The sequence below is a fragment of the Leisingera sp. ABM4_101 genome, assembly GCF_056158725.1.
Window position 1 is genome coordinate 3,936,251 of sequence record NZ_JBSWTV010000002.1, and the last position, 18,575, is coordinate 3,954,825.

General features: G+C 64.4%; 16 protein-coding genes. 4 read left to right on the forward strand and 12 right to left on the reverse strand.

The window, feature by feature from the left end; genetic code table 11:
* Nucleotides 1-77 precede the first annotated feature (77 nt).
* Nucleotides 78-536, reverse strand: a complete 459-nt coding sequence (locus ACXAEK_RS20370; protein ID WP_475044724.1) for an Lrp/AsnC family transcriptional regulator — start codon at nucleotides 534-536, stop codon at nucleotides 78-80.
* Nucleotides 533-988 (reverse strand): Lrp/AsnC family transcriptional regulator, encoded by a 456-nt coding sequence (locus ACXAEK_RS20375; RefSeq protein WP_475044725.1) that lies wholly within the window; start codon nucleotides 986-988, stop codon nucleotides 533-535. Before ACXAEK_RS20375 ends, ACXAEK_RS20370 begins: the two co-directional genes overlap by 4 nt.
* 132 nt (nucleotides 989-1,120) lie before the next feature.
* Here ACXAEK_RS20375 and ilvC point away from each other — a divergent pair, with 132 nt between their 5' ends.
* The 3 genes from ilvC (at nucleotide 1,121) to ACXAEK_RS20390 (ending at nucleotide 4,262) form a co-directional block, all read left to right on the forward strand.
* Entirely contained in the window at nucleotides 1,121-2,143 is a 1,023-nt protein-coding gene (gene ilvC, locus ACXAEK_RS20380; RefSeq protein WP_019298383.1) for a ketol-acid reductoisomerase, read from the forward strand.
* Nucleotides 2,144-2,354: 211 nt separating this feature from the next.
* Nucleotides 2,355-3,263, forward strand: a complete 909-nt coding sequence (locus tag ACXAEK_RS20385) for a DMT family transporter (RefSeq protein WP_475044727.1) — start codon at nucleotides 2,355-2,357, stop codon at nucleotides 3,261-3,263.
* Nucleotides 3,264-3,356: 93 nt separating this feature from the next.
* The gene (locus tag ACXAEK_RS20390; protein WP_475044729.1) at nucleotides 3,357-4,262 is read left to right on the forward strand and encodes a DMT family transporter; all 906 of its coding nucleotides are present in this window, start codon (nucleotides 3,357-3,359) and stop codon (nucleotides 4,260-4,262) included.
* An 11-nt stretch (nucleotides 4,263-4,273) separates the two neighbouring features.
* Here the strand turns inward: ACXAEK_RS20390 and glmM are convergent, their stop codons facing one another.
* The 8 genes from glmM to ACXAEK_RS20430 form a co-directional block, all read right to left on the reverse strand.
* Entirely contained in the window at nucleotides 4,274-5,620 is a 1,347-nt protein-coding gene (glmM, locus tag ACXAEK_RS20395) for a phosphoglucosamine mutase (RefSeq protein ID WP_475044731.1), read from the reverse strand.
* A 24-nt stretch (nucleotides 5,621-5,644) separates the two neighbouring features.
* On the reverse strand, nucleotides 5,645-6,640 hold the full coding sequence (folP, locus tag ACXAEK_RS20400; RefSeq protein WP_475044733.1) for a dihydropteroate synthase: 996 nt from the start codon (nucleotides 6,638-6,640) through the stop codon (nucleotides 5,645-5,647).
* Nucleotides 6,637-7,557, reverse strand: a complete 921-nt coding sequence (locus ACXAEK_RS20405) for a dihydroneopterin aldolase (RefSeq protein ID WP_475044734.1) — start codon at nucleotides 7,555-7,557, stop codon at nucleotides 6,637-6,639. The genes folP and ACXAEK_RS20405 overlap by 4 nt, the downstream gene beginning before the upstream one ends.
* 132 nt (nucleotides 7,558-7,689) lie before the next feature.
* Complete coding sequence (locus ACXAEK_RS20410; RefSeq protein WP_475045328.1) at nucleotides 7,690-8,328, reverse strand: cell wall hydrolase; 639 nt, start codon at nucleotides 8,326-8,328, stop codon at nucleotides 7,690-7,692.
* A gap of 186 nt (nucleotides 8,329-8,514) precedes the next feature.
* Nucleotides 8,515-11,091, reverse strand: coding sequence for a putative PEP-binding protein (locus ACXAEK_RS20415; RefSeq protein WP_475044736.1), 2,577 nt, complete (start codon nucleotides 11,089-11,091; stop codon nucleotides 8,515-8,517).
* Nucleotides 11,092-11,268: 177 nt separating this feature from the next.
* The gene (glyS, locus tag ACXAEK_RS20420) at nucleotides 11,269-13,473 is read right to left on the reverse strand and encodes a glycine--tRNA ligase subunit beta (RefSeq protein ID WP_475044737.1); all 2,205 of its coding nucleotides are present in this window, start codon (nucleotides 13,471-13,473) and stop codon (nucleotides 11,269-11,271) included.
* A 76-nt stretch (nucleotides 13,474-13,549) separates the two neighbouring features.
* The gene (locus ACXAEK_RS20425) at nucleotides 13,550-14,083 is read right to left on the reverse strand and encodes a DUF6446 family protein (RefSeq protein WP_475044738.1); all 534 of its coding nucleotides are present in this window, start codon (nucleotides 14,081-14,083) and stop codon (nucleotides 13,550-13,552) included.
* Nucleotides 14,084-14,100: 17 nt separating this feature from the next.
* Entirely contained in the window at nucleotides 14,101-15,042 is a 942-nt protein-coding gene (locus ACXAEK_RS20430; RefSeq protein ID WP_475044740.1) for a glycine--tRNA ligase subunit alpha, read from the reverse strand.
* 255 nt (nucleotides 15,043-15,297) lie between these two features.
* Here ACXAEK_RS20430 and ACXAEK_RS20435 point away from each other — a divergent pair, with 255 nt between their 5' ends.
* Nucleotides 15,298-17,064, forward strand: coding sequence for a trypsin-like peptidase domain-containing protein (locus ACXAEK_RS20435; RefSeq protein ID WP_475044741.1), 1,767 nt, complete (start codon nucleotides 15,298-15,300; stop codon nucleotides 17,062-17,064).
* Nucleotides 17,065-17,371: 307 nt separating this feature from the next.
* Here the strand turns inward: ACXAEK_RS20435 and ACXAEK_RS20440 are convergent, their stop codons facing one another.
* Nucleotides 17,372-18,013: an SDR family oxidoreductase gene (locus ACXAEK_RS20440; RefSeq protein ID WP_475044743.1), complete on the reverse strand. Its 642-nt coding sequence runs from the start codon at nucleotides 18,011-18,013 to the stop codon at nucleotides 17,372-17,374.
* A gap of 27 nt (nucleotides 18,014-18,040) precedes the next feature.
* Nucleotides 18,041-18,553 (reverse strand): DUF1178 family protein, encoded by a 513-nt coding sequence (locus ACXAEK_RS20445; RefSeq protein ID WP_475044744.1) that lies wholly within the window; start codon nucleotides 18,551-18,553, stop codon nucleotides 18,041-18,043.
* Nucleotides 18,554-18,575: the final 22 nt, after the last annotated feature.

An 18,575-nucleotide genomic window follows, 5' to 3' on the forward strand; every position in this document is an offset into this window, starting at 1 on the left:
CACGGATAAAAGACAGCCCATGGGCGACAGAATGCAGGTGAATTTGCGCCAAGGGTGTTTCGCATCGGAAACAAACGTCAGCCCAATGGCCCGGGCCGCCGCTCCTCGCTAAGGAGCACATTGGCCTCGACATTCCCCACTCCCGGCAATGTCATCACCCGGCGCCGCAAAACGCGCTCAAAGTCGGAGATATCCCGCGCCGTCACCCGCAGGCGGTAATCATACATGCCCAGCACATGCTCCACCGTCTGCACCTCGGGAATGGCGGACACCGCGCGTTCAAAATCCTCCAGTGAGACCCGCCCCTTGGTGGCCAGTTTCACCCCCAGAAAGACGGTCACGCCGAACCCCAGCTTCTCCTTGTCGAGATCCAGCTTGCGGCCCGCGATGATGCCCGCCTCCTGCAGCCGCTTGATCCGCCGCCAGGTGGCGGGCTGGCTGAGGCCCAATTGCCGCCCCAGCGCCCCTGCCGACAGGGTCGCATCCTCGGACAGTGCCCGCAGAATGGTAAAATCAAGATCGTCCAGCGCGTTCATACCGGCAGCACCTCGTCCGACTTGATCCGCGCCACATGCATCAGCGCCTCGATGTCAGTGATATGCGGCAGGTTCAAAATGGCGGCGCGGTAGATCTGCTGGTAATGCGGCATGTCGCGCGCAATCACCGAAAGCCGCACATCCACCTGCCCCAGAAAAGTCTGGATTTCGATCACCTCGGCGATGGTGCGGGCCGCCTCGATGAACTCGTCAAAGGCGCGCGGATTGGTTTTGTCCAGGGTGACCCGCAGCGAGACCTCGACCTCATAGCCCAAGGCCCGCCAGTCGATCACCGCCCGCTGGCCCAGGATCACGCCGCTCTCGCGCAGCTTCTCCAGCCGCCGCGACAGGCGCGAGGCGCTGAGGCCCAGCCGTTCGGCCAGATCCGGAATCGATTGCTCCGGGTCGCTTTGCATGTAGCGCAGAATGCGCCGGTCGAGGTCATCAAGCATGACTTCATCACTATCACGCAAAATCGCGAATAACTACCGCGATAATACTGCGATATTATCGCGCAACAGCAATCGCCTTCCCCGCCCACATGCCTATGATGCCCTCAAACACCAAACGAAAGGACGTGGATCATGCGCGTTTATTACGACCGCGATTGCGATGTGAACCTGATCAAGGACAAGAAAGTGGCCATCCTGGGCTATGGCTCCCAGGGCCACGCCCACGCGCTGAACCTGCGCGACAGCGGTGCCAAGAACCTTGTCGTTGCTCTGCGCGAAGGCTCCCCCTCCGCCAAGAAAGCCGAAGGCGAAGGCCTGCAGGTCATGGGCATCGCAGAAGCGGCCGCCTGGTGCGACGTGATCATGTTCACCATGCCCGACGAACTGCAGGCTGAGACCTACAAGAAATACGTCCACGACAACATCCGTCCGGGTGCCGCCATCGCATTCGCCCACGGCCTGAACGTGCACTTCGGCCTGATTGAGCCGAAAGAAGGCGTCGACGTCATCATGATGGCGCCCAAAGGCCCGGGCCACACCGTGCGCGGCGAATACACCAAAGGCGGCGGCGTGCCCTGCCTGGTTGCGGTTCACACCGACGCCACCGGCAAAGCGCTGGAAACCGGCCTGTCCTACTGCTCCGCCATCGGCGGCGGCCGCTCCGGCATCATTGAAACCAACTTCCGCGAAGAATGCGAAACCGACCTGTTCGGCGAGCAGGCAGTTCTCTGCGGCGGCCTGGTTGAACTGATCCGCTGCGGTTTCGAGACCCTGGTCGAAGCCGGCTATGCCCCGGAAATGGCCTACTTCGAATGCCTGCACGAAGTGAAGCTGATCGTTGACCTGATCTATGAAGGCGGCATCGCCAACATGGACTACTCGATCTCCAACACCGCCGAGTACGGCCAGTACGTCACCGGCCCGCGCATCCTGAAGTACGACGAAACCAAAGCCCGCATGAAAGCGGTTCTGGAAGACATCCAGCAGGGCAAATTCGTGCGCGACTTCATGCTGGAGAACCAGGTTGGCCAGCCGACCCTGAAAGCCTCCCGCCGTGCCAACGACGAGCATCTGATCGAAGAGACCGGCGCCAAGCTGCGCGGCATGATGCCCTGGATCTCGGCCGGCAAGATGGTCGACAAAGAAAAGAACTAAGGCGCCCGCGGAATTTTCCGCAGCCTTTTCCTCTGCAGGGCGCTCCATCTCGGGGCGCCCTTTTTCTTCAGAAAGCCATTCAATGACCCTGCCGCCCGGCCGATAGGCCGAGCCGCGCCCGCCCCTCCCTACGGGAGGGCGCTTCGCACCCACCCAGGGTCAGGCGCTGCCCTCAGCTTCTGACGCGTGACGTTATTGCAAGGAGGAAGATATGCCAGACTCCCCCGGTGCCGCCAATTGGGCCAAGCTTTTGTTTCTCGGCGTGATCTGGGGCGCCTCTTTCATGGCGGTGTCACTGGCGCTGCGAGGCTTCCCGCCGATGACCATCGCCGCGCTCAGGATCTCGATCGGCGCGCTGTGCCTCCTGGGCGTGGTCTATGCGATGGGCATTGGCCTGCCCTCCCCGCGCTCACGCGACGGCCGCATCATCTGGGCCTGCGCCCTTGGCATGGGGTTCTTTACCAACGCCCTGCCCTTCACCCTGCTCAGCTGGGGGCAGACTTATGTGGCCAGCGGCTTTGCCGGGGTCTGCATGGCGGTGGTGCCGCTGTTTGTGCTGCCGCTGGCGCATGTGCTGGTGCCGGGCGAGCACATGACCCTGCGCCGCGCCATCAGCTTCCTCATCGGTTTTGCCGGTGTAGTGGTGCTGATCGGGCTTGATGCTTTCCGCTCTGCCGGCACGGATTTTGAATCGCTGGCCCGCCTCGCCTGCCTCGGCGCCTCGCTCTGCTATGCCATCGGCTCGATCATTACCCGGCTTTGCCCGCAGGTGAACATGCTGTCTCTCTCCGCCGCGGCGCTCCTGTGCGGCGCCGCGATGATGACCCCCGCCGCGCTTTGGGCCGAAGGCGTGCCCGAACTGCCCGCTGGTCTGGCGCTCGGCGCCGTCATCTACCTCGGCCTGCTGCCAACAGCGCTGGCGCAGGTGCTGCTGGTCCAGGTCGCCCGCAGCGCAGGACCTGCCTTCCTGTCCACCGTGAACTACCAGGTGCCGGTCTGGTCGGTGATCTTCGGCGCGGCCCTCCTTGGGGAAACCCTGCCGCCGCAGCTGTTTGCCGCCCTGGCGCTGATCCTCGGCGGCCTGCTGCTCAGCCGCAGCCGCCACCCGCGCGCGGCGTGAACCGCAAACCGTTCGATCGATAACAAAGCAATTGCCATTGACCCCGCCCGCCCGGCGGGGTCTTGTCGCGCGGTGAACCGGCAAGAGGCACCCATGCCCGATATCGCTCCGCGCTACTGGCTGATGATCGCCACCCTGGGCTTTGTCTGGGGTGCAACCTTTCTGCTGATCAAGCTGGCCCTCGATGGCATCACCCCGTTCTGGCTCGCCGCCGGAAGGATCGGATTTGCCGCGCTGCTGCTCTGCGCGGTCTGGGGCTGGCGCGGGTTCAAGCTGTTCAAGGCTGAAACCAACTGGCCCTCGCTGATCCTCATCGGCATCCTCAGCACCGCCCTGCCCTTCATGCTGATCTCCTGGGGGCAGCAGCATGTCTCCTCCGGCTTTACCGGCGTCAGCATGGCGGCAATCCCGCTGATGGTGCTGCCCTTGGCGCATGTCTTTGTACCGGGCGAACAAATGACCCTGCGCCGCCTCATCGGTTTCTGCATCGGTTTCGCTGGCGTCGCCCTGCTGATCGGCGGCAAGGCATTTGAAAGCAGCGGTGCGGCGCTCGAATCCTATGGCCGCGCCGCCTGCCTGTCAGCGGCGGCCTGCTACTCGGTCAGCTCGATCCTGACCCGCCGCCTGCCGCCAGCAGACCCCGTGGGACTGGCGGCCGTTTTTCTGGTGATCGGCTGCTTCATCATCTTCCCGGCGGCCTGGCTTACCGAAGGGCCGCCGGTGATGCCGGATACCAAGACGCTGCTGATTGCCGCCGTCCTCGGCCTGATCCCAACAGCCGCCGCCAACCTCTTGCGCGTCATTGTGGTGCGCGAGGCAGGCCCCACCTTCATGACCCTCACCAACTACCAGGTGCCGGTTTGGGCGGTGGTACTGGGAGCCGTTTTCCTGGGTGAGGAACTGCCGCCTTCGATGCTGCTGGCAATGGTGATGATCCTCGGCGGCCTCGGCCTCAGCCAGTTCGGCAGACTGAGGCGGCTGTTTGGCAAAGGGGGCTGACACCCCCGGCCTTATTCCGCAACTGCAGCCTCCACTGCGGCAACCACGCTATCGACCGCCAGCGTCATCAGCCCGGCGTCCTCGCTTTCCGCCATCACACGGACCAGCGGCTCGGTCCCCGATTTGCGGATCAGCAAGCGGCCCTGCCCGTCCAGCATCTTTTCTGCGGCGGCAATCGCCTCCTGCACCCGGTCATTCTCCAGCGGCGCCTGCCCCGCCTGAAAGCGCACATTGCGCAACCGTTGCGGCACGGTCTCAAACTGATGCGCCAATTCAGATGCCTTCCTGCCCGTCTGCACCACCTCAGCCAGAAAATGCAGCCCGGCCATCAGCCCGTCGCCGGTGGTGGCATAGTCACTCATCACGATGTGACCGGACTGTTCGCCGCCCAGGTTGAAGCCGCCCTCGCGCATCCGCTCCACCACATAGCGGTCGCCCACGGCGGTGCGTTCCAGCCCCAGCCCATGGCTCTCCAAATGACGCTCCAGCCCGAGGTTCGACATCACCGTCGCCACCAGCGCTCCGCCTGCCAGCTGACCCTGCTCCGCCCAGCGGGCTGCCAGCAGCGCCATCAGCTGGTCGCCATCGGCCACGGTGCCGGTCTCGTCGATCACGATCACCCTATCGGCGTCCCCATCCAGGCAGATGCCTACATGGGCGCCATGCGCAACCACGGCCTCGGCAGCCGTCTGCGGCTGGGTCGAGCCGCAGCCGCGGTTGATGTTCAGACCGTCGGGGGCGACACCCACGGGGATTACATCCGCGCCCAGCTCCCAAAGGATCTCCGGCGCCGCCCGGTGCGCCGCCCCATTGGCGCAGTCGATCACCACTTTCAGCCCGTTCAGGCCCAGATTGCGCGGCAACGAGCTTTTGACCCGCTCGCCATAGCGGAAACGGGCGTCGTCGATCCGCTTGGCCCGGCCGATATTGGCGGCCTGGGCAGGCTCGACACCACTGTCAATCAGCGCTTCGATCTCGATTTCAGCGCTGTCCGAAAGCTTAAAACCATCGGGACCGAAGAATTTGATACCGTTATCTTCCGACGGGTTGTGGCTGGCTGAAATCATCACCCCCAGATCGGCCCGCATCGAACGGGTCATCAAACCCACTGCAGGCGTCGGCACAGGCCCCAGCAGCAGCACGTTCATGCCGGTGGAGGTCAGCCCGGCCGTCAGCGCATTTTCAAACATATAGCCGGACAGCCGGGTATCCTTGCCAATCACCACCCGGTGCGCAGCAGACCCGTCACGCCGGAAGTACCGGCCAACTGCCGCGCCAATGCGCAACGCCATCTCGGCGGTCATGGGATGAACATTGGCTGTGCCGCGCACGCCATCGGTACCAAAGAGTTTACGCATTATGCTTTCCTGCCCAAAAGGGCCTCAGCGGACAGCCTGCCAAAGGCGCAGCGCCTGAACCGTCTCGGCCACGTCATGCACCCGCAGGAATTGCACGCCTTGCGCCAGGGCTGCAAGCCCTACCGCGATAGAACCGGGCGCGCGGGCATCGGCACGCGGCACTTCGCCGATTTTGCCGATAAATCCCTTGCGGGACACACCCAGCAGGATCGGACAGCCAAGCCCGTGAAACAGGCTGAGATTGCGCAAGAGCGTCAGATTATGGTCCAGTGTTTTGCCAAAACCGATACCGGGATCGATCACAATTTGCTCGCGCACCACGCCGATCGCTTCCAGCCTGTCGATCTGTGCGCTCAGGAAATCATAAACATCCAGCAGCACGTTGGCGTAATGCGGGTCATCCTGCATGGTGGCCGGATCGCCCTGCGCATGCATGATGCAGACCGGCACGCTGGCCTGCGCCGCCAGCGGCGCCAGCGCCGGGTCAAAGGTAAAGCCGGAGACGTCATTCAGCAGGCTGGCGCCAGCTTCCAGCGCTTCCATCCCCACATTGGCCTTGCGGGTGTCAATGGACACCGGCACCGGGCTGTCGGCGCGTATAGCCGCGATCACAGGCGCGGTGCGGGTGATTTCCTCGGCCTCGGGCACTTCTTCGGCCCCGGGACGGGTGGATTCACCGCCCACATCAATGATCGTGGCACCCTCGGCCACCATCTGCAGCGCCGCCGCCCTGCCGGCCTCAACCCCCGCATGGCGGCCGCCGTCCGAGAAACTGTCCGGCGTCACATTCAGAATACCCATGATCTGCGGCTGGGTCATATCCAGCCCAGCGATCGAGGCACGCCGTGCGCTCAGGCGGCGGCGCTCCATCTCGGGCACCAGCCCGGCAGGCACAATCCGCGGCGGCGCCTCGCGGCTGAGGATCTCTACCTCAGTGAACCACAGGGCACTGCCCGCCAGCGGAACCGCACCCTCGGGGCGCGCCTCGCCATGCTGAACCAACGGCCGGTAATATGTCACAGTTGTGCTTGCTCCACGCTGACGGCCCGCAAGGGGACACCGGGATTATCAGGCAAATCCCCGCCAAGCACAATCATTTCACCTGCTTCAAACGTGGCGGCAAACCAGGCCGCCAGGGCAACGGAATCCGACGGCGGCGCCGACGGCCCCTCAACTGCGTCCAGCACAATCTTGGACGGCGCCCAAACACAGATCTGCCCGTTCTTCATCGCCCAGTCCAGCTCGGTCCGGGTCGAGACCACCACACAGCGGTCGTCCTTGGCTGCCAGACGCCAGGCATTCTGCTCAATCGCCAGCAGGTCAATCCGCCGCTGGGTCCATTTATGGCCGGTCTGCGGCACTTGCAGCGGATGCGCCTCGGTGCACAGGATCAGCGGCCGCTGGCGGCACTGCATCTGGTCGATCCAGCCAGTCAGATTGCCGCTGTCGATCGCCGTGTTTGACAGATACATCAGCCGCGGATGCGGGCGCTCTTCCTCATTCACCGAATGGGTCAGCTGATCCTTGGAGCGCACCACTTCGACGCCCAGCGCGCCGGGGCCGCGGTCCAGCTTCTCGATCCGCACAAAGGCGCGCACCGCCTGATGCTCCAGCAGGATCCGCTCGGCGACCCGTTCTGCCAGGGTTTCCAGCAGGTTCAGCCGCTCGGCAGCCAGCTCATGGGCAATCGCTTCGGTCAGCTTGTCATAAGACAGGATCCGGTCAACATCATCGTCCAGGTCCTTGGGCAGCGGTGCAATTTCAACCACCACATTGAAGCTGATCCGCTGGGTAGAGCCGCGCTCGGCCTGAAAGGCACCGATCTCAACCTCGACCGTGTGGTCGCGCAGGGAGATACGGTCCAGCGGGCCCGGCGCAGCAGTGGCCATGGAACGCTCGGAGGGATGCGCAAAGGCAAGGCGGATTTCAGAGGGCATGAGAAACAACGGGCCTTTGGCTGGCAGAGTCAGGTGATGGGACCCGACATTACTATTTCAGCGCCCTCATAACAGGCCCGCAAACGCCACGCCAGTGGCTGAAAGCGGCACCGCGATGCCGCCTTCAGGCGGTCAGTTGCTCAGCGCAGTCCGATAGCGATCGTCACGGTAGAACAGATGCACGCCAATGCGCGCCGTCTTGGTGAAGCTCCGGCTCCAGCGCGGGCGCACCGCGGTCGTGTGATAGTAGGTCGCGCCCTCTGTCAATTCGCTCTTGAACCCATCCAGCGCGGCGCGCGCCACCTTGGCCACCCGCTGGTAAGCCTTCTTTTCGTTGATCACTTCCTTGTAGCCGTCGCAGGTGTAGGTGAACTGGCACTGGTACTTGCGCCCGGTCCCCTGTTTGATCACCCCGCAGAGCGTATTCGGAAACTGCGCGCTTCTGACCCGGTTCAGGATCACCTCTGCAACCGCGAACTGGCCCTTTACAGTTTCGCCGCGGGCTTCGAAATACAGCGCTTCTGCCAGGCAGGCGAATTGCTCGCCGCCGGTGGCCTTTGGCTGGGCATCCAGCCAAGCCTTGCTGTATTCGACCTGCTTTGGTGCTTTCCGGCTTTTAAACGGATTGTTCCGGATTCCGAAGAATCCGCTGAACTTCCGCGCAGGCACCGCACTCAGGCTGGCCTGTTCCCGCTCGATCAGCGCATCCAGGCCGGATTCGGCGGCAACACTTTTACCCATCGTGATGGTGGCAGCCATCACGGCAATCATAGTCAACAATTTCATTCAGGGTTCCCCCGTCCTAGCAGCTTGTACCCGGTTCCCCCGGTACATGCGATCGCATCCCTTAATGGAAATGGCCCGAAACGTCCAGCTTCCGGGCCGCAATCGCACTCAAGGGGAACATGCACATAGCGCCGACCTGACACCGGCAGCCGCTGGATGCCCTGATTTTTCTTAATATTTTGTGTATGTTGGCGCCGTCTGCCCGGTCTTGCTGGAAATTGCCAACTGGGCTGCGGCTAAACGCGCAACCGGCACCCGGAATGGTGAACACGATACATAATCAAAGCCCGCATCGCGGCAGAATGCAATCAATTCGGGGTTGCCGCCATGCTCGCCGCAGATCGACAGGGTGATGTCTCCGTTCTCGGCCCGGCCGCGCTGAACGCCCAGTTTCAGCAGCTCCCCAACCCCGTCCGTGTCCAGAACGTGGAACGGATCTTCCGGAAAAACGCCCTGATTGACGTAGTCCGACATGAACCGCCCCGCGTCGTCACGCGACAGCCCATAGGTCATCTGGGTCAGGTCATTGGTGCCAAAACTCAGGAAGGCCGTGTGCGGCGAAATCTCCCCCGCGCGCAGCGCCGCGCGCGGCGTTTCCACCATCACCCCCAGCCGGTAGGTGAAATCTTCGCCGCGCTCCGATTTGACCGCAGCGGCCACCGCATCAATGCGGGCCTTGACCAGCTCCACTTCGCGTTTAGCCGACACCAGCGGAATCATGATTTCCGGCACCACCGGCTCACCCCATTTCGAGGCCTCCAGCGTGGCCTCGAAAATCGCCCGCGCCTGCATGTCGTAGATTTCCGGCACAGTAACCCCCAGCCGCACGCCGCGCAGCCCCAGCATCGGGTTGTATTCGCCCATTTCCTCGACCCGGCGGGTGACATCGCTCACGGGAATGCCCAAAGCCTCCGACAGCTCCCGCTGGCCGGTTTTGGTGGCCGGCAGAAACTCATGCAGCGGCGGGTCGAACAGGCGGATGCAGACCGGCATGCCCCCCATGATCCGGAACAATTCCCGGAAGTCGTCGCGCTGCATCGGCAGCAGACGCTCCAGCACCGCTTCCCGGCCCGAGGGCGTCTCGGCAAAGATCATCTCCCGCATCACGGTTAGCCGCCCAGGTTCAAAAAACATGTGCTCCGTACGGCACAGCCCGATGCCTTGCGCATTAAATTTCCTTGCCATTTCAGCATCTTCCGGCGTGTCTGCATTGGCCCGGATGCCAATGTCACGCGCCTCGTCGGCCCAGGTCAGCAAGGTCAAAAGCGCCCCATCCTCAGCCGCTTCCAGCATCTCCGGCTGCCCTGCCAGAACCTGGCCGCTGCTGCCGTCGATGGTAATGATATCACCCGGCTTGAACACCCGGCCATCTGCGGCTTCCAGCATCTTGCGCTTGCTATGGAACTTCATGTTGGAGGCGCCGACAATGCACGGCAGCCCCAGACCGCGGCCGATCACCGCCGCGTGGCTGGTCATGCCGCCCTTTTCCGTAAGCACCCCCGCCGCCGCATGCATACCGCGCACATCCTCGGGCGAGGTCTCCCGCCGGACCAGAATGCAGGGTTCGCCCCGCGCCGCACTGGCCTGAGCCCCGGCGGCAGTGAACACCAGCTTGCCAGTGGCGGCCCCGGGGCTGGCGGCAATGCCGCTGCCGATCACGTCGCGCTTGGCGTCAGGCGCCACCTGGCGGTGCAAAAGCTCGTTCAGGATATGCGCATCGACACGCATCAGCGCCTCTTCCTGCGGGATAATACCATCGTCGGCCAGCGCCACCGCGATCTGCACCGCAGCCTGCGCCGTGCGCGCGACGCGCACACCGTCAAGGATATGCACCCGGCCGTTCTCGATCACGAATTCCAGCTGCATCTCCTCGCGCAGCTTGCGGCGCATCAGTGCCGCATGGGCCTTCAGGTCCGCAAAGGCCTCCGGCGCCAGTTCCTCCAGCGACAGGCCACGCGCGTCCTTACCCAGATACAGCGCCTTGGCCCCTGCCCCCAGCGCATCGCGCCCCTGGCTTTGGCTCAGGTAGCGGCCGGTCAGCTGCGGCTGTCCGGTGGTTGAATTCACCAGCTGCAACACACCAGAGCCGCATTCCCCCTGGCCGACACCGGGGATCATCTCCTGCACCACCAGCCCGAGGCCCGCATCGGCCGGCGCGCCCTTGGCCTGGCGCAGCAGCCGCGCCGAGGTGCCCTCCCAGGCCCGCGCCATCGACCGCAGCACCGCCCCCAGCTGCTCACCCGGGTCCTGCGGGAACGGCTCATCCGTCTCCGCCTCATAGGCATGCAGAATTTCACTCAACGCATCCGGGCCGCCGTCCTCGACATCGTCGAACACATCCGGGTCCAGCCGCGCCACATGCACCGCATAAGACTGCACGAACCGCAGATACAGCGCCGCCGCAGCCTCGCGGCCCAGGCTGTCGCACAGATCGACATAGCGCGCATCGTTCATGCCGATGTTCAGGATCGCCCCGGGGCCGCCCCAATCCGGATCTTCCGAGGACGGCCGCACGCACAACAGCGCTTCCTGGTCGAATTCTGCCAGCACCGCATTCAGGTCCGGCATCTGCCCCTCGGCAATTGCATGCACCGCATCAAAAGACAGCGCCACCGTGCGCGGCACCGGCAGGTCCAGCCGCACCAGCCGCTGCAGGCATTTCGCCCGGCCGCCATGGGTGGCCGTAGCAATGGGCGCTGTCGAAGTGATCAGCGAGGCCGGCGGGGTCTGTTCGAAATCTTTCTGCACTGCAGCACGTCTCCTTTGCAAGTCACCATAAGGACATGCGGGGATCGCGCAAGAGTTTTGTAACAGGGAGATGACCGTGAATGCGGGCCCGGATACGAAAAAACCGGCCTTTCCGGGTGGAAAGACCGGTGCCTCCGGCGGGAGTATTTTTGGCAAGATGAAAGAGCTGGTGCGCGATCAGCCCTCAACCTTGGTGAGATCGGCCACCTGGCCGCAGACCTGGCGGATCTGGCTGAGGAGATTCAGGCGGTTGCGGCGGACAATATCGTTCTCCGCATTCACCTGCACCGCCTCAAAGAACGCATCGATGGGCGCGCGCAGAGCAGCCATGCCCCGCATGGCTGCCGCGAAATCTTCGGCCTCGATGGCCGGAGAGATCGCATCCCCGCCCGCTGCAAGCGCATCAAACAGCGCTTTTTCCGCGTCCTCCTCGGCAAATTTGCGGTCGGCGCCAAAGGAGTATTCGACCCCGTCCTTCTCCTCTGCCTGGGACAGGATGTTGTTGGCGCGCTTGAAGCCCTGCAAAAGGTTCCCGCCATCTTCTGTTTTCAGGAAATCCTCCAGCGCGCGGGCGCGCTTGACCAAGAGGGTCAGGTCATCGTTGCCCTCCATGGCGACACAGGCGTCGATCACGTCATGGCGGATGCCCTGATCGCGCAGGAAGACTTTCAGCCGGTCGTGGAAGAAGGAAAGGAGATCGGCGGAGGTGGACGCGGTCACCGCATTGGCGGCCTCGACCTGATGCGCCATGTCATGCACGCGCTTCTTCGCGGCATCCAGCTCCTCGCCCGATGCGTCTTTCTCCGCAGCTTTGGCTTCCAGCAGCGCCCCCTGCCACTCGGACAGTTTCAGCAAGGTCCGCAGCGCTGCCTCGAAACTTTCCTGCAGGTTCAGCCGCAGATCATTCTCCAGCACCAGCCGGATCACCCCCAGCGCGGCTCGGCGCAGCGCGAAGGGGTCTTTCGACCCGGTGGGTTTTTCATCAATCGCCCAGAAGCCGGTCAGCTTATCCAGTTTTTCAGCCAGCGCCACCGCAACCGAAACCGGCTCGGACGGCACATCATCCGACGGCCCCAGCGGCGAATAATGCTCCTCGCTGGCCTTGCCGATTGCTGCCGGCAGTTCTGCCGCATCGGCATAGTAGCGCCCCATCAGCCCCTGCAGTTCGGGGAATTCAAACACCATCTCGGAGCAGAGATCACCCTTGCAGGCCTGCGCCGCCAGCAGCGCCAGCGCCGGGTCCGCATCCACTTTGGGCGCCAGCGCCTGCGCCAGCGCGGCAATGCGGTTCACCTGATCGCCGACTGAGCCCAGCTGCGCGTGGAAGGTCACGCTTTCCAGCTTTTCCACCCAAGGCTCAAAGCCCTGTTCCTTCACCGTGCGCAGGTCGTTCTCCCAGAAGAACTTGGCATCAGCCAGACGCGCCGACAGCACCTTTTGGTTGCCCGCCAGGATCGTCGCGCCATTGTCCGCGGTCTCGCGGTTGGCCACGGTGATGAACTTCTCGATCCGGCCCGTCTTGGGGTTCTTCACCGAGAAGAACTTCTGATGCTCCTTCATCGAGGTCTGCAGCACCTCCGGCGGCAGTTCCAGGAATTCCTCGTCGATGGCGCCCATCAGAACGACGGGCCATTCCACCAGCCCGGCAACCTCGGCCAGCAGCCCCCTGTCCTCGACAACCTCCAGCCCGCTGGCAAAGGCCTGGTTGGTCGCCTCCTGCCAGATCGCCTCAGCCCGCTCGCGGGCGTCCAGCACCACATGCGCGCGCTTCAGCTTGGCGGCGTAGTCGTCAAAACCGGTGACGGTGATTTCCTCCGGCGCCATGAAGCGGTGGCCGCGGGTGGTGTTGCCCGACTTGATGCCGTCGATATCCAGATCCACCACCGATGCGCCTGCCTCATCCGACAGGATGCAGAGGATCGAATGCAGCGGGCGCACCCAGCGCAAGGATCCTGCGCCCCACCGCATGGATTTCGGCCAGGGGAAGTTGCGGATCGTGTCTTCCAGCACTTCGGCAATGATTTCGGCTGCCGGGCGGCCCGGCTTTTCGATCATCGCGAAATACACCGCGCCCTTCGGCGTCTCGCGCTCTTCCAGCTGATCACGGGTCAAGCCCGCACCGCGCAGGAAGCCCTCGACCGCCTTGTCCGGCGCGCCCACTTTCGGCCCCTTGCGCTCTTCGCGGATGGTCGGGCTTTCCGCCAGCAGTCCATCCACCGCCAGCGTCAGGCGGCGCGGCGTCGACAGCGCCGCGGCCCCGGCATAGGTGAGGCCCGCCTCGACCAGACCATCGGTCACGCGCTTCTTCAGATCCTCGGCAGCGCGCGCCTGCATGCGGGCCGGGATTTCCTCGGAAAACAGTTCAATCAGCAGATCGGGCATCAGATATCCTCGGGCGTGGCCGCGCGGGCGGGCGCAGCGGAAAATTCAGAAAATTCGGGCAAGGGGCGAAGGCGCATCATTCGCTTGCACCCGCCTCAGGCCGGGGCGGGCATTCCTCGCCCACCACGGTGCCGTCATAGGCTTTCTGGCCGCAGTCATTCAGCTCATGCCAGACATAGCCGCGGCCCTCATTGGTGACGGCGACAATCCGGTCGACGCCGTAAGAGATATTCTTGACCGACAGAAACGGCTTGGCCGAGCCGTCCGCCAGCTTGGCACCGATGGCAGCCGCATCAAAACACTCGAACCAGTCCGGCGCATTGCGCGGCTCTGTCTTGTCCGACAGGGTAAAGACCTGCGCCAGCGCGTCCGGCGTCATCTTGGTGCTGAAGCAAGCGCGGTAGCGGATCGGGGAGCTGCCGGCGTCAATCGCCTCGAAATCCGCATAGGCAATCGGCTGCCCCTCGCCGCCGTCCAGCGGCACCAGCACCACGTCGCGGCCCGGCTGCAGTTCCACGTCTTCGTAGAAGCCATAGACTTGCAGATAATACATCGCCCCTCCGGCCGCGAGGCCGGAGACGATCAGGATCAGGGCAAGGAATTTCCCCATAACGTGCCGCCCCCTGCTCAGGCCGCGCTCTTGGGCGCGTAGCCGCCGGCCTCGGTCAGCACAAAGGCATCGGCGCACTGCTTGGCCAGCGCCCGCACCCGGCCGATATAGGCCTGCCGCTCGGTGACCGAAATCACCCCGCGCGCATCCAGCAGGTTGAAGATGTGGCTGGCCTTGATGCACTGATCATAGGCGGGATGCGCCATGATGATGCGCTTGCCGGTCTTCGGGTCCAGATGCTCCTGCGCCAGGATCGCTGCACATTCGGCCTCGGCCTCCTCGAAATGGCGCAGCAGCACCTCGGTGTTGGCCACGTCAAAGTTCCAGCGGGCGTATTCTTCCTCGGTCTGCTTGAACACATCGCCATAGGTCAGAGGGATCATCGCGTCCGGATCGTTGAAGGGCATGTCCATCACATGGTCGACACCCAGCACATACATCGCCAGACGCTCCAGGCCATAGGTCAGCTCCCCCGACACCGGGTGGCAGTCATGGCCGCCGACCTGCTGGAAATAGGTGAACTGGCTGACTTCCATACCGTCGCACCAGACCTCCCAGCCCAGCCCCCAGGCGCCGAGCGTCGGGCTTTCCCAGTCATCCTCCACAAAGCGGATGTCATGCATCGCCATATCAACGCCAATCGCCTCAAGGCTGCCCAGATACAGCTCCTGCAGGTTCGGCGGCGACGGTTTGATCAGCACCTGGTACTGGTAGTAATGCTGCAGCCGGTTCGGGTTCTCGCCATAGCGCCCGTCGGTCGGGCGGCGCGAGGGCTGCACATAGGCCGCGGCCCAGGCCTTGGTCCCCAGCGAGCGCAGCGTGGTCGCCGGGTGGAAGGTGCCGGCGCCGACTTCCATGTCATAGGGCTGCATCACCGCGCAGCCCTTGGCGGCCCAGTAATTCTGAAGCCTCAGGATAATCTCTTGGAAGGAGCGCGGCGCGCCGTTGGTCTCGGTCATCTCTCATCCCTTTAGGGGCAGCTAAGGCAGCAATTGCGGGGATCTTCCTATGCAAGCCTGCCGGCAGGGTCAACGCCCCTGGCCCCCGGTTCCGCACCGCCCTGCCGGCCGTTTGCACTCCATTGGCAACAAAATTGCGGAAATGCGGCAACGGGTCGGGAATTCCCCCTGTCATGAGGAGTTCCCTTTGGTGCCGCAAAATGCTTAACCTCCGCGGCAAAGAATAAGAGTACTTCCGGGATACGAGGCCCACACATGAAAAAACTGTTTGCCGCTCTGGCGCTGCCGCTGATCGCGCTGGCCATTGCGTTCACGGCGCCTGTTTCGGCGCAAAGCAGCCGCGATGCGGTCTGGATCCAGATCGCCGCCCGGCCCTCCCTGCGCGAGGCCGAAACAGAGGCCCGCACCTATGCCGCCCGCCTGCCCGATGTCTCGGGCTATGCGCTTGGCGGCGGCTGGTACGGTGTGGTGATCGGCCCCTATGCCCGTGAAGACGCCGAACGCGTGCTGCAGGTCTACCGTGCCGAAGGCCAGATCCCGCGCGACAGCTTCATCGCCTTCCGCCGCAACCTGCGCAGCCAGTTCTATCCGGTGGCGGCAGATGCCACCCAGCCTGCAGAACCGGCCCCCGCCCCGGCAGCACCCGCGCAGACAGACCCGGAACCGCAGCAGCAGGCGGCCATTCAGACCACCCTGCCCGATGAGACCCCGGCAGAGGCCCGCCGCAGCGAACGCGCGCTCAGCCGTGAACAGCGGATGGAGCTGCAGGTGGCACTGAAGGCGGCCGGGTTCTACACTTCCTCGATCGACGGCGCCTTCGGCCGCGGCACCCGCGCCTCGATGAGCGACTGGCAGGCGGCCCGCGGCTTTGAGCCGACCGGCGTTCTAACAACCGCCCAGCGCCAGGTGCTGATGGATGAATACAACGCGCCGCTGATCTCTGTCGGCATGGCCCGGGCTGAAGACGCCAAGGCCGGCATCGCCATGCAGATCCCGGCGGGTGAGGTTGGCTTTGACCGCTATGAATCGCCCTTTGCCCACTACAGCAGCAAAGGGGACCTGGGTGCCCAGGTGCTGCTGATCAGCCAGCCCGGCGACAAGCGCACCCTGTTCGGCCTCTACGACATCCTGCAAACGCTGGAAATCGTGCCGCTGGAAGGCCCGCGCCAGCGCGGCAAGGACAGCTTCACCATCGAAGGCCGCAACAACCAGATCGTCTCCTTCACCCAGGCCAGCCTGAAAAACGGCGAAGTGAAGGGCTTCACCCTGATCTGGCCCGCAGGCGACGAAGACCGCCGCGCCCGTGTGCTGGCGGCAATGCAGGCCAGTTTCACCCGTCTGGACGGCGTGCTGGACCCGGCCGAGGGCGGCGACGCCGTGCAAAGCATCGACCTGGTCTCCGGCCTGGATATCCGCAAGCCGAAACTGTCGCGTTCGGGCTTCTTCGTGGACGGCAAAGGCAGCGTGCTGACCACCTCCGACGTGGTGGCCGGCTGCACCCGGATCACCCTGGACCACGGCTACCAGGCAGAGGTTGCCGCCAACAACACCGCCGACGGCATCGCCATCCTGAAACCCGCCCAGGCGCTGGCGCCTGCAGCGGTTGCCGGCCTCAGCACCTCTTCGCCGCGGCTGCAGTCCGAGGTCGCGGTCTCCGGCTTCTCCTATGAGGGCGTACTGGGCGCCCCCAGCCTCACCTGGGGCAAGATCGCCGACGTCAAAAGCCTGGACGGCAACACCGGCGTGGCCCGGCTGGAGCTGGCGGCACAGCCCGGCGATGCCGGCGGCCCGGTTCTGGACAGCACCGGTGCGGTGCTGGGCATGCTGCTGCCGCGCCAGATCGAAGGCAAGCAGCTGCCCGAAGGCGTGAGCTTTGCCGTGAATGCCGAAGCTATCCGCGCCGCGCTGAGCGCCGCAGGCCTCAGCGCCGCCGAACAGAGCGCCTCCGCAGGCAGCCTGCCCAACGCGGCAATCACCCGGCTCGCCTCCGGCATGACCGTGCTGGTTAGCTGCTGGGAGTAAGCGCCAGGCCTGCAGGGCCAAGCGCTTCAAAAAACATCAGCCGGTGCGCTCCCCGCACCGGCTTTTTTGTGCGGGCCTGACAAATGCTTCCCCGGGCCGCCTGGCCTCGGGCGGGGGGCTCCCGCCCGGCTTCGGACCTTTCCAGGCCCTCCCCCCTTGGGCATGGCACCGCACCTGCGTGCGGTGCCATGCCGCGCATCCGCGCGGCGCCCGGTCCAAACCCGCCAAGGGGTTTGGCGCAGCCAGGCACCTGCGGGTGCGGGAGCCTTCTGCCCGCGGCGAGGCAGGCCGGTTCACCCAGGGGGTATCAATAAGGGTGGATACGGCCGTCCCAGGTGTGGAAACAGCCAGAAGTCTCCACCGTCAGAACCTCGAATTCATTGATCAGCCCGGCCACCGACTCCTCGACCGTGATGTCACCCTCATCGCCGCCCATATCGGTGCGCACCCAGCCCGGGTGGTAGATCCCCACCGCAATCCCCTCGGGCTGCAGATCAGTGGCCAGGTTCCGCCCGATATTCAGGGCCGCCGCCTTGGACGCGCGGTAGGCATAGCTGCCGCCCGGCGCCCGGGACTGGCTGGCCATCTGCGACGACAGGATGGCGATCCTGGGGTTTTCCGCCAGCCGCAGGTTCGGCAGCATCGCCTGCACCGTCAGGAACACGCCGGTCACATTGGCCGCCAGCGTCTTGGTCCAGACCTCGGCGGAATAATCCTCCAGCCCCATCGCCTTGTCGATATAAACGCCTGCATTGCAGACCAAGAGATCCACCGGGCGCCCCTTGATCTGGGCGGCAAAGCGCGCCTGCTGGCCCGGATCCGACACATCCAGCCGCACGCCGGAGGAATGGTCGCGCGAGGTGCCGGTCACCTCATAGCCCGCCTCCTGCAGCCGCTTCACCAGCTCTTTGCCGATCCCGCGGCTGGTTCCTGTTACAACTGCATGCATGGCTCAGGCCCTTCAGTTCGAATTACGTCAGTTTGATTTCCGGCCCGGACGGAACGGCAGCGGCATCACCGGCACGCCTTCCTCGATCAGCTCGCGCGCGTCTTCCAGCCGGGCCTCGCCATGAATGGCCCGCTCCGGCGCCTCGCCCAGATGCATCGCGCGGGCCTCCTGCACAAAGCTGTCCCCGACATAATCGGAATTGTCCTCAACCTTCTTGCGCAGCTCCGCCAGGGCTTTTTCCACCTCCCCGGTGGGATTGCTCAGCATGCCCGGGCCTGCCGGAGCAGGCACGGGCGCCGAGGCCGGCGCAGGCATTGGTGCATCCGGCGCCGCCGCTTGCGGTTCAGGCTCGCCCACGCCGGACACTGCCTTGCGCCCGGGGCGCACCCGCGGCGCCATAATAGCTTTCTCAACGCTGGTGCCGCCGCAGACCGCGCAAGAGACCATCCCGGCCGCTGCCAGCTTGTCGAACGCCGCCGCCGACTGGAACCAGCTGTCGAACGCATGGCCGTCCGCACATTTGAGGCTGTATTGAATCATGCTTTCCCTCTTAGCAGGAAAG